Source organism: Nocardiopsis coralli, assembly GCF_014892575.1.
Taxonomy (GTDB): domain Bacteria; phylum Actinomycetota; class Actinomycetes; order Streptosporangiales; family Streptosporangiaceae; genus Nocardiopsis; species Nocardiopsis coralli.
The window spans coordinates 242,005-257,325 of the sequence record NZ_JADBGI010000005.1 but is presented as its reverse complement, the minus strand read 5'-3'; the positions used below and the strand labels follow the sequence as shown (position 1 = coordinate 257,325).

The window sequence follows — 15,321 nt, the reverse complement described above, 5'->3', positions numbered from 1 at the left end:
GGCCTGGGATCCCCCACTGGGCGGGGAAGCCGGGGTTCATCCCCGCGTCGCGGGGTGGAACGGCTTCTTCACTGTAGGCAAGACATTGGACTTGTTCGTACGGTCTACCGCTCCGGCGCCGAATCGATCACCGGAAGTTGAACGGCGAGCAGCGTGACGTCGTCGTCCTGCTCATACCCTTCGAGCATCCTCTCCACAAGGTACTCCAGCATCTGCTGTGGATCGCCCACGACCTCCGGCGGAGCCTCCGACGCCACGTGGACGAGTTCGTCCAACCCGGCGTCGACGGACCTTTTGCGGTTCTCGACCAGTCCATCGGAGTACAGGGCCACCGTGTTACCGGGTTGCACGAAGAATTTGTGGTGCCCCCGCTCCGAGCTGACCCCCAGTGGTGTGTCGGGGTCGGTCTCCAGCAAGGAGGGACCTGCGTTGCCGACCAGCAGCGGCGGAAGGTGTCCGGCGTTGCTGAGGTCGAGCTGTCCCGTCACCGGGTCGAGGACGAAGTAGACCAGTGTTGTCACTTGGTCCATTCCCTCTGTGGCCGCGAACATGCGGTCCAATCCGGTGAGGACGTCGGCGGGTTCGGGCATGGAGAAGGCCAGTGCCCGCAACGCGTTGCGGATCCGGCTCATTCCGGCGGCGGCCGGGATGCCCTTGCCCATGACGTCGCCGAGGACCCCGGCCACACGCCCGTCGGGCAACGGGAAGGCGTCGTACCAGTCGCCGCCGACCTGCACGTGCTGGGACCCGGACCGGTAGAACGCGGTCAGGTTCACGCCCTCGACCTCGGGGAGCTCCTCGGGCAGCAGGCTGCGCTGAAGCTCCTCGGCGGTGCCGTGCTCGCGTTCGTAGAGCATGGCCCGTCCGATGGCCAGGGCACACTGCCCCGCCAGGGCCTCGAGGAACACACGCTCCTCCTCACCGACCTCGCGCGGTGCGGAGAAGGCGAAGCGCAGGGCACCGATCGGGCGGCCGCCGACCATCATCGGCAGGGCCGCCCAGGCGCGTTCGGGCGTGGACCCGACGAGCTCGTCGGCCTCCGGTGCCCCCTCCAGGAGCTCACGCAGTCCGGCGGGGCCGTCTGCGAGCACGGCACGGCCGCCGGCCACGGCCAGGGCGGCCACGTCGGGGTGGTTGAGGGAGAACGCGCGGCGCGGCAGGTCGTGGCTCTGGCCGGCGGCCATCACCCGCAGCCGGGAGCGGTCGCGGTCCAGCAGGACGACGGAGGTGTGGTGCGCCCCGACGCCGGAGCGCCCGATGTCGGCCATGGCGTGCACGACCTCGTCGGCGGTGAGCGCCTCGGCCAGGTCGGAGGTGGCCTTCTGCAGCCGGGCCGTGCGCATCGCGGCCTCGCTCAGCTGCTGGTTGAGCCGCTGGCGCAGTTCGAGGGCCTCGCGTTCGGTGGTGATGTCGACGAGGGTCCCGACCCATTCGGCGGTCTCAGCGCCCTCCATGATCGGGTGGGCCCGCGCACGGAAGTGGTCGTAGCCGCCCGAGCGTGTGCGCAGCCGGAACATGGCGTCGAACGGGGTCACGTCCAGGACCGCGTCGCCCCACGCACGTTCGACGCGGCAGCGGTCGTCGGGGTGGAGGGCGTCGAGCCAGCCGTGGCCGAGGAAGGCCTCGGGTTCCTGTCCGGTGATGGCGCGCCATCGGGGGCAGTCCTCGCGGAACTCTCCTCCCGGTCCCGCGGTCCACACGATCTGGTTCCCGGCCTCCAGCAGGGCGCGCAGGCGCTGTTCCTCGCGTTCGGCGACGGCACCGTCGTGGTCGCGGGCGGCGATGAGGGCGACGTGGCGGTCGCCGGAGCGGGGTTCGGTGACGGGGAACCAGGTCAGGTCCCACACCTGGTCGTCCCGGGTGTGGTGGCGGTCGCGCACGGCCTGGCCGTTCTCGCGCGCCGAGGTGAGGGAGTCGCGGTAGGCGGCGGCGTGGCCGGGTTCCTCGGCCTCCTCCAGCAGGGTCGTGGGAGCGCGCCCCAGGCACTGGGCAGGGGTGCGGCCGAGGAGGTCGGCCATGCGCTTGTTGATGGTTCCGAACGTGTCGTCCGGGCCGAGGAGTGCGAAACCGATCGGCGAATCCGTCAACAGGGACGTCACGGCGTCGGGAAGTTCCGCCTGGTCGATTCGCGGTGGCGGAATCGATGTCTCGGCGCTCACGTGCTCGACACCTCCGGAACCCTTCGATTCCCCATCGGTGTTTCGTGGGGGTTTCTGTCTGGACCGCGTGGCCCCTGCCGGTCTGTGGGCGCCCACCGGCCGGTGCCGTGGAAGGCGCGGAACCGGGGTGCGGTCGGGGGCTCCGCGACCTTCGGGAGTCACTCTCCATGACTCCTCTCGGCCGCTGTCACCGCCCAAGCATAAGACACACGGGTCCTCACGCAACGGCCGTCGCGGGCGGGGCACGGCCACGGACGCGGAACGTAAATGGTAAGCCACCGAACGGTCCGACGGTGTTGGCGGGACCGTTCCTCGGACGGCGTGCTTTCCTGTGCTTTCCGGTTCGCCGGGTTCTCACGGTGTTTGTGGAGAACACTCCGAAACCGTCCCGTTATATGTCCGATTCGCCCCTTTTTCAGCTTTGACCTGCAGTGACGGAGGTGTGTGGGTAAACGGCCGGTACCCGAGGTTTTATCAGGCACGTGCGGCAGCGGGGGTTGACAGTCGATCGAGAACAAGTGGAATGGGTGGAGGTCACCGTCCAGACCATCTTCAGCTAGGGGTTGAGCGAGAATGCTCCAGACCTTCCCGGTCCAGGATCTGAGCCGGATCTCGGCACAGCTCCACGACGAGTTCGGCGCGCTGTCCCACCGACAGGTGGAGCGCTGCGTCAGTGACACCTGGAAATGCGCCGAACACCTGGGGGTCCCGGTCACGCCGGACCTCGTGGAGCGGGTCGCGCGCGAGCACCTGGAAGCGATGGTCAACTCGGTTCCCCCGTCACGGCCGGAGCACAGGGCCCCGCACGTCGGAGGCCTGTTCACCGGCCACCGCACGGTCCCGGGGCCGCGCTGAGGCGACGCCGAGCACGAAGGGCACGCAGGTCCGATGCGGACGGCGTGCCCTCGACGTGTGTCCGGGGAGGCCCACCCGGCAGCGGTTCCCGTCCCGGACCTGCTTCCTCCCCCGGTTGTCCACAGGCTCGGCGATACCGACGCCCCACCGTAATCTCTGGCATACCCTCGGGTGGTGCCCTCCGCAACGCCTCCCTCACCCCCAGGACCCGAACCCGTCCCCACCGCAGTCTTCGAGCAGATGCTCCGCGCCGCCAGAGCCCTGCTGGCCATGCGCCACCCCCTCGACGCCGAGATCGCCTTCAGTGAGCTGCTCGGCAGCTGGTGGGGCGAGCGTCTGCCCGGCGTCGACGTCGACCGCCTGATCGGCGAGGGCCTCATCGCCCACGCCACCGCCTCCGACCGCCCCGAGGGCCTGGGCGTGCTCGCCGCGGTGACAGCGCTCGGTACCAACGACACCCAGCGAGCCCTGGCCGAACAGGGTGTCATCGTCCTGCGCGAGCGCGGCCTGACCGGCCCGGGGTGGGCCACCCAGCTGGGGTGGGTCACGCCTCTGTCCGCCTACGTCAACGGCGACCGGTTCGGCGACATCGACGAGCTCGTGCTGGTCTTCGGGCGTGAGAGCGAGCGCGGTTCGGGCCGTGCCGAGCCCGAGCACGCACTCATCCTGGTGCAGGACCACAACGGCGGCGGCGTGCTGCGCGACGCCTGGATCACCACACAGGTCGAGACGCTGCTGAAACAGTGCCGGGAGCGCGCCCGCGCCGACGACTTCGCACGTTTCGAGGAGGTCGAGCCGGCCAGGGCGCGCGGTGTGCTGGAACGGGCGCTGCACCGCACCGAACAGGTGGTCTCGGGCGCCGACCGTTCCGAGGCCCCGGTCCCCCAGGCCGTGGGGTTGACCGCCTCCGACCTCACCGGGGGTTCGCTGGCCTCGCACTTCGCCCTGGCCAACGCACGCATCCGGCGCCTGCCCGAGCCGGCCGCGGACGATCCTCCGCCCGTACCGGCGTGGCGGCGCGACCGGCGGGCGATGCTGGCGGCCCGGTTCCTCGCCTCCGACGAGGCCGCCGAGCTCTCGGACTCCTACGCCGCCAGCCGCTGCACCGACCACATCATCACCCACGGGTGCGACATCGACAGCGGCCGACCCCTGAGGGTGAGCCCGCGCAAGGTGGAGTCGTTCCTGCTGCACTGGCTGCCCGGACGCGTGGTGCTGCTGCCCGAGGAACAGGAGGCCATGCCGCACGTGCTGGCCGCCTGGGTGCGCTGGGCGGGCGCCCGCAACGGGCTTCCACAGGTCGAGGTCGGTGCGACGCTCGACGCGGTGTGGGAGTCCACGGCCTCCTTCGCCCGTACCTACCGCGACCCGGCCCGGCCGCTGGGGCTGCGCCAGGAGGCGGTCCGGCGGTTGCTGCCCGACGGCGACTTCGCGGCGCTGGCCCGGCGTATGTTCGCGTTCCCGCTCATGGCCAGCGAGATCGTGGCCTGGGCCCCGGAGGAGTTCGACCCCGACACCTCCGCCGGGCGCCGGGCCCTGCTGCGGCTCGACCACTTCGGTGAGTACGACGCCACGACCCCGCACAGCGGGCGCCACTCCAGCGGCCGCGACCACTGGTACCGGCCGGTGACCGGGCACGATCCCGACCGCGAGCGGATGTTGGACCGGCACGAACGGCTGGCGGTGCGGCTCTGGCACGGGCGGCCGCCCAACCTGTGGGCGGCCGCACGCCGCATGCTCGACCGGGGCGTGGACCGCACCACGGTACTGAGGGCCCTCGACGAGGTGCTCGGGTCGGCCACGAGCGAGAGCGAGCTGCGGCGCAGGCTCGATTCCCTCTGACCCCTGACCGGGTGTCCGGCTCTCAGGCCAGCATGCGCTCGCGCAGGGCCTCCAGGGTCGCCCCGCTCACGCCCAGCCCGTCGGAGACGTAGGTGTCGAAGGAACCGTAGACGGCGTCGGCCTCTTCGAAGGCGGTCTGCAGGTACTCGGCACGCACCCGGGTCATGGGGACGACGTCCTCCCAGGCCAGGCCGCTGTGCTCGGACAGCAGGCGCATCCACTTGTCGGTGTTGGCCTGTCGGGCGTTGCTCTCCAGGTAGTCCTCGACGATCACGGAGCGCTCCACACCCAGCAGTCCCAGGATCAGGGCCGCACCCCACCCGGTGCGGTCCTTGCCGGCGCTGCAGTGGAAGACCAGGGCGGTGGGCCCCTTGGCGGCGCGTTCGACCAGGTCGCGGTAGCCGGCCAGCGCCTCGGTGTCGTGCACGAGATCGCGGTAGACCCCGTCCATGAACCGGGCGGCGCCCCCGTCGCCGAACATCGCCCGCGCGGCCTCGGGGTCGGTGAGCGTGCGGGAGAAGTTGGCGCCGGCCTTCTCGGGGTCCTGCACACCCACGACGGTGTACTCGGCGCCCTCGGGCACGATGTCGGGCAGGTGCTCGCGCTCGTGCCCGGTGCGCAGGTCGATCAGCTGGCGGATGCCCAGGCCGTTGTAGGCGGGCAGGTCCTCCTCGGAGACCGAGTGCAGGGCGTCGGAGCGGAAGAGCAGGCCGGGGCGGACGGTGCGCCCGCTCTCGGTCCGGTGGCCGCCGAGGTCGCGGAAGTTGGGGGCACTGGAGAGGATGAATCCGTCTTTTGTCACGGAGCAGACCATATCCACCGCCCCGCCGGCCGTCACGGGGCGGCGGGGCGGCGGAGGCGGTCAGACGCCGGTGCGCAGGGCGGCGATCTCCTCGCCCGCCTCCTTGACGTCCTTGGCGGTGTCGACGCCGCGCCAGAACCCGTCGATGCGGTAGGCGGTGAGCTTCCCCTCGCCGGCCAGTTCGGGGAAGGTCGAGGACTCGTGGTCGCCCTTGGCCGGCAGCAGCTGGGTGATGCCGGGCTCGAACAGGTACACGCCGGCGTTGATCCACACCGGCAACAGGGGGCTCTGGGTGAAGCCCTCGATGCGGTCCTCGTCGTCGATGTCGACCACGCCCCAGGTGGTGCGGAACTGGGCGAGCGCGAGGGTGGCCAGGCCGCCCTTCGCGCGGTGGTGCGCGGTCAGTTCGGTGAGGTCGAACCAGGTGAGCACGTCGCCGTTGAGCGCGAAGTAGGGGGCCTCGGCGTCGCGCAACCCGGTGGCCGCGTAACGCAGGGCACCTCCGCGGCCCAGGGGTTCGTCCTCGACCAGCAGGGTGACCTCGGGACCCTCGGTACGTGCCTCCAGGTGGTCGCGCAGCACCTCGGCCTTGTAGCCGCAGGAGACGACGACCTGTTCGACGCCGTGGCCGGCGAGCCACTCGAGCTGGTGGTCGATGATCGGGCGCCCGGCGACCTCGACCATGGCCTTGGGCCGGGTGTCGGTGTAGGGCCGCAGGCGGGTGGCCTGACCACCGGCGAGGATCAGCGCCTGGGTGATCGGGGGCCCGGGGTTCGGGGATGTCGCGCTCGTCATGGGGGGACCATAGCAGCACGTCATCCCGCGTTCCCGTGGGCCGTACCGTCGGTAACACCTTTTCGGTCCCCGGTCAGCCGGCCTGGATGGCCTCGCCGTACGCCAGACGCACGTCCTCGCTGGTCAGGCGGGTCAGGTCAGCCGCGGTCGCCGACTCCCCGATCTCCTGCGAGACCCGCAGGTCCCGGCTGGAGCACGCCTTCTCGAACAGGGAACGGGCGAACCGGCCGTTGCCGAGCTGGTCGATGAGCCCGTCCTCGCACACGTGCCCGAAGATGCTGTGCAGGTCGGCCAGGGCGTCCTCGTCGAAGGTGTCCCCGGTCCGGGCCGCCACCGTCTCGGCGATCTCGGTGAGCTCGTCCGGGCTGTAGGACGGAAAACCCACCCGCACGTCGAAACGGGAGGCCAGACCGGAGTTGGAGCCCAGGAAGCGTTCCATCTCCGCCGGGTAACCGGCCAGCACCACCACCAGCCGGGACCGGTCGTCCTCGGCCCGCTTGAGCAGGGTCTGGATCGCCTCCTGGCCGAACGCGTCCCCTCCGCTGTACCCCGGGTTGACCAGGGAGTAGGCCTCGTCGATGAAGAGCACCCCGCCCAGCGCCCGGTCGACGAGCTTGTTGGTCTTGAGCGCGGTCGCACCCAGGTGCTCGCCCACCAGGTCGGCGCGCTGGGCCTCCACCACGTCGGACTTGCCGAGCAGGCCGAGGGCGGAGAAGACCCGGCCCAGCACCCGTGCCACCGTGGTCTTGCCGGTGCCGGGCGGGCCCGTGAAGACGAAGTGGCGCATCGGCGGCTGGTTGGCCAGGCCCTGTTCCTCGCGCAGTGTCGCCACCCGCAGCTGCGCCACGATCGAGCGGACCTGGCGCTTGACCGGTTCCAGGCCGATCATGCCGTCCAGCTCGGCCAGCGCCTCCTCGACGTCGGGCGACTCCCCGAACCCGGCCAGGTGCGCGGTGAGCTCGGTGTAGGCGGTGCGCACGTCGGCAGCGCGCACGGTGATGAGCTCCTCGGCCTCGGGGCGCGGGGCCGGGGCCCCGTCCTGCACACCCGAGGTGACCACACGGACGTCGCGGGCCTGGGCGGCCTTCTCCACGACCGAGCGGGCGAAGCGGCCGTTGCCGAGCTCGTCGACGACCTCGCGCCTGACGGCCTGGTCGAACCCGCGGCGCAGCGCCCGGGCCGCCTCGCTCTCCAGGGTGTCGCCGCGGCGGCCCACCAAGGCCTCCGAGATACGGAAGAGCTCGTCGGCGGAGTAGCTCGGGAACGTGATGCGGGTCGAGAAGCGCGAGGCCAGGCCGGGGTTGGTCGACAGGAACGCGTCCATCTCGTCCGCGTAGCCGGCCAGGATCACCACGAGCTGGTCGCGGTCGTCCTCCGCCCGCTTGAGCAGGGTCTGGACGGCCTCGTTGCCGAAGCGGTCGCTCTGGCCGTCACCCTCGTTGACCAGGGAGTAGGCCTCGTCGATGAAGAGCACCCCGCCCAACGCGCTGTCGACCAGTTCGTTGGTCTTGATCGCCGTCGCGCCCAGGTACTCCCCCACCAGGTCGGCGCGCTGGGCCTCCACCACGCGGGCGGAGGGCAGCAGGCCGAAGGAGTGGAAGACGGTGGCGAGCGTGCGGGCCACGCTGGTCTTGCCGGTGCCGGGCGGACCGGAGAAGACCAGGTGGCGCAGCGGCCGCTCGACGGGAAAACCGGCGTCGGCGCGCAGCCGGGCCGCCTCGATGGAGGCCGCCAACCCGCGAACCTGCTGTTTGACCGGGTCGAGGCCGATCATGTCCTCGAGTTCGGCCAGGGCCTGGTCGACGGGGACCGGCTCGTCGTCGGAGGCGGGTTCGGCCGGGCCCTCGCCCCGGTTCGCGGGCGGCGCGTCGGCCCGTTCGCGTTTCTTGCGGCGCCCTTCGTCCTTGGGCCCGGACGTGGGGGCCGGGCGTTCGGCCTCGCGCTTCTTCCGGGCCTCGGCGGCCTCGCGCTCGACCTGCCGGGCGGAGGTCAGGCGCCACAGCAGGCACGCAGCCGCGGCGAGGTAGACCAGCGCGATGGACCACCAGGCGGGGAACGGGCCGTCGGCGCCGCCGCTGAACCCGCGCACGATCATCCACAGCAGTGCGAGGGAGAAGCCGGCGATGAGGCCCGCGGTCAGGGACAGGGTCGTGGTGTGCCAGACGGGGTACTCGTGCACACGCCCGGCGACGAGCACGACCAGGATCGGCACTGGCAGGAGCAGCAGTGTCAGGGGGCTTCCGCCGAGGGGGATCTGGAAGAGCAGCGAGGTGAGGATCAGCCACAGCACCGACACCAGGACGGTGATGAAGGCGTCCATCGACCTCATGAGGGCGTGGAAGGCCACCAGCACCATGACCACGGCCGTCAACACGTTCAGCACGGGGAGGCCGGCCACGAGCGCGAGCAGGGAGGCGCAGAAGCAGAGCACGAGCGCGGCGACCAGGCGCCTGCTCAGCGGAAGGGCGTGGTAACGCTGACGCAGTCGGTCCAACCGCGAGGTCGGTACGGGCTGCGCCGCGGTGGCCGGGCGCGGCTCTCGCGTCATCCGTGCCCCTTCCTGCTGGGGGTCAGTGGGCGGTCGGCCGGACCGGGGGCGGGCGGGCCGGCTGCGTCGGAGGGGAATCCTACGCCGGTGGCCCCGTTCGGGGCGGTGGAGGGCTGTGCGCGGGGCTGCGGGCTTCCGGGCCAGCCTTGCCCCAACGGGGGTCGGATGTCCAGTGCGGGACGGCGTGTCGCGCCCGCCCCCGCCGGGTCGCAGGTCAGAGCAGGGGGATCTGGCCGTCCACCTCGGCCCGCACCCGGCGCAGGTGTCGCCACTGGGGCAGTGCGTCCAGGTAGGACCAGCTCATGCGGTGGTGAGGGGTCGGACCTTCCTCGGCCAGGGTCGCGCGGTGGGTCGGAGAGGGGTACCCGGCGGCGCGTTCGAAACCGAACCCCGGGTGGTCCTCGGCGAGCTCGGCCATGTGGGTGTCGCGGGCGACCTTGGCCAGGACCGCGGCCGCGGCCACGTTCACACAGGTCAGGTCGCCCTTGACCTGGGTGCGTACGGCCCAGGGGCTGCCGATGTAGTCGTGGTGTCCGTCCAGGACGACCGCGTCGGGGCGCTCGGTGAGCCCTTCGAGGGCGCGGTGGGCCGCCCGGCGCAGCGCCTCGGTCATCCCGACCTCGTCGATCTCGGACGGTGCGGACCAGCCGAAGGCGTGGTCGGCGACCCAGGGGCCGGTGAGGCCTGCGATCTCGGTGCGCCGTTTGGGGGTGAGCTTCTTGGAGTCGGTGAGTCCCTCGGGCACCCCGTCGGCGGGCCCGGAGACCGCGGCGCAGACGAGCACGGGGCCGGCCCAGGCTCCGCGTCCGACCTCGTCGACCCCTGCGATCACACGCGCGCCGCCGGTGCGCAGCTCGTCCTCCAGCTCGAAGGTGGGCGCGGGGGCTGGTTCTCGGGGTGTCGTCGGCACGCCTTCCACCCTAGGGCCTGGCTTCCCCCACCCGGGGCCGAACCGGTCCGAACCGGTTCCGGGAGGGCGGCCCGGATCGCGACTCGCCGCATGCCACGGTGAGTCATGGATCATGACCTTCGGTAGTTTCCGCTTGTCAGAACCGACCGATGTTCCAGGAGTGGCGACATGCCCGCCGCACACGCCCGGAGGCGACCCCCCATCCTGCGCGGCCAGGGCCGCTTGTACGACGCCGTCGCCGTCCTGACCCGGACCGGTGTCGGCTGGGCCTTCGCCGCACACGCGCTGGGGCTGCGCGGGCGCGAGACCGAACTCTCCGAGCACGCGTCGGGCACGGCGCTCGCCCCGCTCGGCCTGGTGGCCCCCGTCCTGCCCGCGCTGCTCGTGGCCACCTCGATCGCCTTCGCCGTGGGCCTGCTCACATGGGTGTCCGGTCCGCTGCTCGCCGTGACCGCCTTGCTCGGACACCTCGCCCCGGCCGGGACCGGGTTCGCCCCGTTCCCCGGTTGGGGCACGAGTGCGCTGGTCGTGGCGGTGTGCCTGCTCATGGCGGCCGGACCGGGGCGGTGGTCGTGGGACCACCTCGTGCTCGGTCCTCCCCCTCGCGAACCGGCACGGACCGGACAGCGGCGCCGGCCCTCGCCCCGGGCCGATTCATCCCCTGTTTCCCACCGCCGCCCCGAACACGCACCGCCACTGCTCTATCCTGTGGGGCAGGCCGAGTTCCGTCGGCCCTGACGAACTCCGACGCACCCTTGTGAGCCCAGGTCCGGGCCCCCGTACGGGTGTGTCCCGACGACACGGATCCGCCTGGGGGTGTGCCATGTCCGCCGAAGAGTCCGGCCCGACCCCTGAAGGGTCCGTGGCCAAACTGATGGAGCTCTCCGACCAGCCCACGTTCGGGGAGCGGCTCATCAGTTGGGCCTCGCGCCCGCCCGGGCGGCTCTACATCCCGGCGTGCGCGGTGGTCGGCGTCGTGCTGCTCTTCGAGGACAGCGTGCCCGGCGGCCACCTGCCCACCTTCCTCTTCGGGCTCATCGCAGGCCTCCTGCTGGCCGGCATGGGTGCGCTGCGCCTGGGCATCGCCCTGGCCGTCGCCCGACCGATGATCCGCTTCTACTGGCTGCGCTGGATCTCCGCGCCGCTGGTCGCCGCGGTCTCCATCGGTGTGGCCGTGGCCGACGTCCCCCTGCAGATGCGGGTGGAGGCCTCGGCCGAAGCGCTCACCGACCTGCAGGCGGAGCTGGACGACTCCACGACGATCCCGCGCAACGGTGAGACCACGGGCCTGTACCGGCTGCACAGCGTCTCGGTGGAGGACGGCATCACCCACTACGAGGTCGAGGGCGCCGGGCTCTTCTCCCCCGCCGGTCTCGCCGTCAGCGACGAGGAGATCCCGACCGGGGTGTTCGTGCCCGGCCAGGGTTCGAAGATCTACGAGCACGTCTCCGACGACTGGTACGTCTGGGTCGACCACTAGGGCCTGTTTGGCGAACACCGGCCCTCACCGTCACCCGCCACCGCCCTCAACGGACGCCTTCGGCGCAGTGCCCACCCGTCGCCCGCCACCAACCCTCAAACGACGCCTACGGCGCAGTATTCGTTGAAGCGACGGAAGGCGTCCACCAAACAGACCCTGGTGCGGTCTGCACAGCCGCCGGGACCCGGGGCGAGTGTTGACCCGGGGCCCGAATTCTTACCTCGTCCTTGACGACCCGCTGTCGTTCTCCAACACGACTCTCACCTTCGGCCGGTAGGACAGGGGGCGAAGGAGCCGGGAGTGGACCGAGCCTCTCCCATCCCCCGGCTGAGAAGCCGAACCAGAGGGAGTCTGCACATGCGTGAGTTCATGCTCACCCTGCACCTGCGCATCCACGACGCGATCACCGCCATGCGCCGGGCCCACGCCGTCGGCGACGACGACCTGGCCCTCTCCCAGGCCGGAGAGGTGGAGGACCTCGTCGAGCTCGCCGCCCGCAACGGCATCGACCTCGGCACCTGCTACGACTCCCTCTCCCTGGCCCCTACCGGCTGAACCCCCCGAAGGACCTCATGAACCAACGGAAGGGGCGGGCCCACCGACGTGGACCCGCCCCTTCCGTTCTGCCGGGTGGCGCTCAGCGGCGACGGCCCCCGTGGCCCTCGCCCTGGTCGAACTGCTGGCGCATCGCCTCGGCCTGCTGGCGCTGGTAGTCCTCCGACATCCGCTGCTGGCGTTCGGCGGCGGCCGCAACCGAACCGCGGGCGGCCTCGAAGGGCTCCGAGCCCTCGCCCGAACCGGAACCCAGCGACGAACGCGGGGCGCCGTCCATCACCCGCGGCAGCAACTGCGCGGTGAGGAGCGTCGAGAGGGTCGACCCGTCCCCGGAACCCGGCTCGGTCTGCACCACGACCGGGCGCGGGGCACGGCCGGCCAGCGACGAACCCACGTCCAGGCGGCGCCGGGCCAGCTCGTACTCGAGTACCGCACGGTTGTCGCGGTAGGCCGTGGCCAGGCGCTGCTGGGCCTTGGCCTCGTTCTCCGCGGACGCCAGGTCGGCGCGGCCCTTGGTCTCGATCTCGTAGCGCACCCGCTGCGCCTCGGTCTCCTGCTCCTGGAGCATCTGCGCGACGTCCTTGCGCGCCTTGTTCAGCGACGCGTTGACCTCGACGATCTTGGCGTCCCGGGTCTTCTTGGACCGCTCGATGTCCATGAGCAGGGTGTCGATGCGGCGCTTGCGGGTCAGCTCCCACTCCTGCTCGTAGGCGACCAGTTCCTTGGCGACGCGCTCCCGGGTGGCCAGGTGCTGCTGGTACTGGTTGGGCAGCTGCACGTCGGGGATGTTGCAGCCGGTGATGGTCACGCCGTACTTCTCGAGCTGGCTGTTGAGCAGGCGCCGCATGTCCTCCACGTTCGAACCGCGCAGGTCGTGGGCGGACTCGGTGTTGACCTGACGGCTGCGCTGGCGGATCGCGTCCTGCACCGCGCTGGAGAGCACCAGGTCGAAGTTGCTTGCCCCGATGATCTTCACGAAACGGATCGGGTCGATGATGCGGAACTTCAGGAAGAACTCGATCGACTTCAGCGGCACGTTCTCCCGCGTCGGGCAGGCCAGCACCGGCGCGGTGTAGGGGATCTCGGTACGGGTGTCGACCACGAAGTCGACCCGCGCCCAGGGGTGCCACAGGTAGTGGCGCCCGGGTTCGATCGCCCGCACGACCGCGCCGTACTTGGTGAGGACCCCGTGGGTGCCCTCCTCGATCTCGACGATGGAACTGCGCCACCACCACAGCCCGGCCACGACGATCGCGAGCAGGCCCGCGAGCATCGTGGGCACGGCCAGGAGCGCGAAGAGCGTGGTGCCGTTGACCGCGACGTCGATCGCCATCATCAGCGCGGACAGGAGGGCGAACAGTCCGAACCAGACCAGGACCATCCACCGAAGTCCGCGGTTGTCGCGCGGTATCACCACGGGCACGATCGCGCCCTGGTCACCGCCGCGCAGCAACCCGGCCAGATCGCTCCACGAGGCCAGGGACTCCTTGATGGTGGAGCCACTGCCGCTGTTCATGGGCCGGCTCATCTACTGACCTCCCTGGTTCGTGCCGGGCGCCTGCCCGCCGTGCTCCCACGGCGGCTTCGGGGCGTCACCGGTCGTGCCGGCCTCCCCCGCCGCGGTGGCGCCTTCGTTGCCCTCGACCTCCTGGCTGATGCGCTCGTCCAGCGCCTCCTCCGAGACCGACTGGCGGATCTCCTCCACGAGGCTCTCGTCGGCCTCCTCGCCGCCCTGCTGCGGGTCCTCGGCCTCCTCGACGAGCGCGTTGATCTCCTGCTCGCGGTCGGAGATGCGGTCGCGGATGTCGGCGAGGCGTCCGCGGATCTCGGCCATGTCCTGCTCGGAGAACAGGGCCGAGTCGGTCTGGCCGATGATCTCCTGGGCGATGCGCAGGTAGTCGACGCTGGCCTCGTCGCCCGAGCCGATCCGCAGCACCTGCGGCAGGCTGTCGGCGACCGCCTCCAGCTTGTCGAGCAGGTCCTCGCGGAAGCGGTAGTTGAGGATCTCGGGCGCCTCGGCCGCGCTGACCGCCCGGATGTCCAGCGCCTGGGCCTGCAGGAGCGCGGCGTTGGCGTTGGCCTCCGACTCGGCCTCCACGAACCGCTGGCGGGCCAGGGCGTTGGCGCGGTTGGTCTCGCGCTCCAGGGCGGTGTCCATCTGCGCCTGGTACTGGGCGATGTCGGCCTGGATCGCCGAGAGCGTCTCGTTGAGGGTGGCGAGCTCCTTGTTGAGGTCACCCTCGTTCTGTTCCTTGCGGAGCTGGAGCTCGTACTCGAACGTGTAGGCGTCCTTGGCCACCCGGACCATCTCCGGCGCGGCCAGGTCCATGCGGTACTCCTGGCTGGAGGGCTCGGCATGGGTGATGTTCGCGCTGGTCAACACGACGATCCCGCTGAACTGGCGGTTGAGCGACTCCACGAGCGCGTGGGTGCTCTCGCCGACCATGTCGTAGATCGCCGAGGCCTCCTGCTCGTAGATGAGGCTCCGGGTCGTCTCGCTGATGGCGTTGTTGAGCTTCTCCTGGAAACCGTGCACACCGCCGAGCGTGTACACGAAGTCCGTGGCGTTCTCGATGCGGAACTGCACGAACAGGTCGATCGAGGCCTGCACACCGCTCTTGGTGGGTGCCTCTCGGATCGGCGCGTTGAAGGGGTACTCGCGCGCCGTGTTGACGATGTAGGAGACCCGCTTCCACGGGTTGAACAGGGTGACCCGGCCGGGCGCGAAGTTGTTCTCGCGCTTGCCGAAGCGGGTGACGATGGCCTCGCAGCCCTCGGGGACCATCACCATGCCCTGGCGCCACCACATGAAGGCGGCCACGGCCAGGGTGATGATCCAGTAGTGGATCCCGAAGAACGGGTTGAGCAGCGGGTTCGCCTGGCCCACCAGGGCTTGGGGGACGACCACGGTGACGACGCCGACCACACCCACGGCCACCAGGATCAGGGCCGGGAGCAGGGTCACGAGCGTGCGCCCGCGGGGGATCACCATCGGGCAGATGACGTGCACGGGCCCGTCGGAGCCGCGCTCGTAACTGCTGCTGTTGATCGCCTCGCCGGCGTTGTTGAGCGACGTGGTCTTCTGCTCGATCCGGGTGCCCACGGAGGCACCCTGTTCGCGAGCGGCCACGAAGTCACGGGGGTCGAGGCCGTCCTCTCCGGGCGGGCCTCCTTCCTGACCCGCGGCCTGCTGGGCCGCCTGGGTCGCGGCCTGGCGCGGGTCATCACCCTGGGCTACCGCGCTCGCCGCTCCGCGCACTGTCTGCGCAAAGGACATGGACACTCCTCGTTGCGGAGATGGGGAACTGTCGGTTCCGACGCGCCGTTCACCCGTTCGGTTCCAGGTCAGCACGCATCGTATGGCCGGAAACCAGA

General features: G+C 70.9%; 12 protein-coding genes. 5 read left to right on the top strand and 7 right to left on the bottom strand.

Translation table 11 applies throughout. The features are described 5' to 3' along the window. Positions 1-104: 104 nt before the first annotated feature. Complete coding sequence (locus tag IDM40_RS07665) at positions 105-2,159, bottom strand: SpoIIE family protein phosphatase (protein WP_193121217.1); 2,055 nt, start codon at positions 2,157-2,159, stop codon at positions 105-107. Between the two features lie 573 nt (positions 2,160-2,732). Here IDM40_RS07665 and IDM40_RS07660 point away from each other — a divergent pair. After that, positions 2,733-3,014: a hypothetical protein gene (locus IDM40_RS07660; RefSeq protein WP_193121216.1), complete on the top strand. Its 282-nt coding sequence runs from the start codon at positions 2,733-2,735 to the stop codon at positions 3,012-3,014. A 240-nt stretch (positions 3,015-3,254) separates the two neighbouring features. Beyond that, on the top strand, positions 3,255-4,856 hold the full coding sequence (locus tag IDM40_RS07655; RefSeq protein ID WP_193121287.1) for a hypothetical protein: 1,602 nt from the start codon (positions 3,255-3,257) through the stop codon (positions 4,854-4,856). A gap of 22 nt (positions 4,857-4,878) precedes the next feature. Here the strand turns inward: IDM40_RS07655 and IDM40_RS07650 are convergent, their stop codons facing one another. From IDM40_RS07650 to IDM40_RS07635, 4 genes are all read right to left on the bottom strand, one after another. Further along, positions 4,879-5,670, bottom strand: a complete 792-nt coding sequence (locus IDM40_RS07650; RefSeq protein ID WP_193121215.1) for a tyrosine-protein phosphatase — start codon at positions 5,668-5,670, stop codon at positions 4,879-4,881. A gap of 48 nt (positions 5,671-5,718) precedes the next feature. Continuing rightward, positions 5,719-6,453 (bottom strand): nucleotidyltransferase family protein, encoded by a 735-nt coding sequence (locus tag IDM40_RS07645; protein WP_193121214.1) that lies wholly within the window; start codon positions 6,451-6,453, stop codon positions 5,719-5,721. Between the two features lie 73 nt (positions 6,454-6,526). After that, positions 6,527-9,001: an AAA family ATPase gene (locus IDM40_RS07640; protein ID WP_193121213.1), complete on the bottom strand. Its 2,475-nt coding sequence runs from the start codon at positions 8,999-9,001 to the stop codon at positions 6,527-6,529. 214 nt (positions 9,002-9,215) lie between these two features. Beyond that, complete coding sequence (locus IDM40_RS07635) at positions 9,216-9,911, bottom strand: ribonuclease HII (protein ID WP_193121212.1); 696 nt, start codon at positions 9,909-9,911, stop codon at positions 9,216-9,218. A gap of 168 nt (positions 9,912-10,079) precedes the next feature. On the opposite strand from IDM40_RS07635, the gene IDM40_RS07630 reads away from it, so the two are divergent. The 3 genes from IDM40_RS07630 to IDM40_RS07620 all read left to right on the top strand — a co-directional run bounded on the left by IDM40_RS07630 (position 10,080) and on the right by IDM40_RS07620 (position 11,946). Further along, positions 10,080-10,649, top strand: coding sequence for a DoxX family protein (locus IDM40_RS07630; protein WP_193121211.1), 570 nt, complete (start codon positions 10,080-10,082; stop codon positions 10,647-10,649). 85 nt (positions 10,650-10,734) lie between these two features. Continuing rightward, positions 10,735-11,391, top strand: coding sequence for a hypothetical protein (locus IDM40_RS07625; RefSeq protein ID WP_193121210.1), 657 nt, complete (start codon positions 10,735-10,737; stop codon positions 11,389-11,391). Between the two features lie 357 nt (positions 11,392-11,748). Then, positions 11,749-11,946, top strand: coding sequence for a hypothetical protein (locus tag IDM40_RS07620; protein ID WP_017612546.1), 198 nt, complete (start codon positions 11,749-11,751; stop codon positions 11,944-11,946). Between the two features lie 82 nt (positions 11,947-12,028). Here the strand turns inward: IDM40_RS07620 and IDM40_RS07615 are convergent, their stop codons facing one another. Both IDM40_RS07615 and IDM40_RS07610 read right to left on the bottom strand, forming a co-directional pair. Next, the gene (locus IDM40_RS07615) at positions 12,029-13,474 is read right to left on the bottom strand and encodes an SPFH domain-containing protein (RefSeq protein WP_193121209.1); all 1,446 of its coding nucleotides are present in this window, start codon (positions 13,472-13,474) and stop codon (positions 12,029-12,031) included. Further along, positions 13,475-15,223 carry an SPFH domain-containing protein gene (locus IDM40_RS07610; RefSeq protein WP_193121208.1) on the bottom strand — a complete coding sequence of 583 codons (1,749 nt, stop codon included), beginning with the start codon at positions 15,221-15,223 and terminating at the stop codon, positions 13,475-13,477. Positions 15,224-15,321: the final 98 nt, after the last annotated feature.

Excerpts from the sequence above, each read along its gene's own strand:
- IDM40_RS07630 (WP_193121211.1), top strand. The coding sequence starts at position 10,080 with ATGCCCGCCGCACACGCCCGGAGGCGACCCCCCATCCTGCGCGGCCAG.
- IDM40_RS07620 (WP_017612546.1), top strand. The coding sequence starts at position 11,749 with ATGCGTGAGTTCATGCTCACCCTGCACCTGCGCATCCACGACGCGATC.
- IDM40_RS07645 (WP_193121214.1), bottom strand. The coding sequence starts at position 6,453 with ATGACGAGCGCGACATCCCCGAACCCCGGGCCCCCGATCACCCAGGCG.
- IDM40_RS07610 (WP_193121208.1), bottom strand. The coding sequence starts at position 15,223 with ATGTCCTTTGCGCAGACAGTGCGCGGAGCGGCGAGCGCGGTAGCCCAG.
- IDM40_RS07615 (WP_193121209.1), bottom strand. The coding sequence starts at position 13,474 with ATGAGCCGGCCCATGAACAGCGGCAGTGGCTCCACCATCAAGGAGTCC.
- IDM40_RS07640 (WP_193121213.1), bottom strand. The coding sequence starts at position 9,001 with ATGACGCGAGAGCCGCGCCCGGCCACCGCGGCGCAGCCCGTACCGACC.
- IDM40_RS07655 (WP_193121287.1), top strand. The coding sequence starts at position 3,255 with ATGCTCCGCGCCGCCAGAGCCCTGCTGGCCATGCGCCACCCCCTCGAC.
- IDM40_RS07625 (WP_193121210.1), top strand. The coding sequence starts at position 10,735 with ATGTCCGCCGAAGAGTCCGGCCCGACCCCTGAAGGGTCCGTGGCCAAA.
- IDM40_RS07660 (WP_193121216.1), top strand. The coding sequence starts at position 2,733 with ATGCTCCAGACCTTCCCGGTCCAGGATCTGAGCCGGATCTCGGCACAG.
- IDM40_RS07650 (WP_193121215.1), bottom strand. The coding sequence starts at position 5,670 with ATGGTCTGCTCCGTGACAAAAGACGGATTCATCCTCTCCAGTGCCCCC.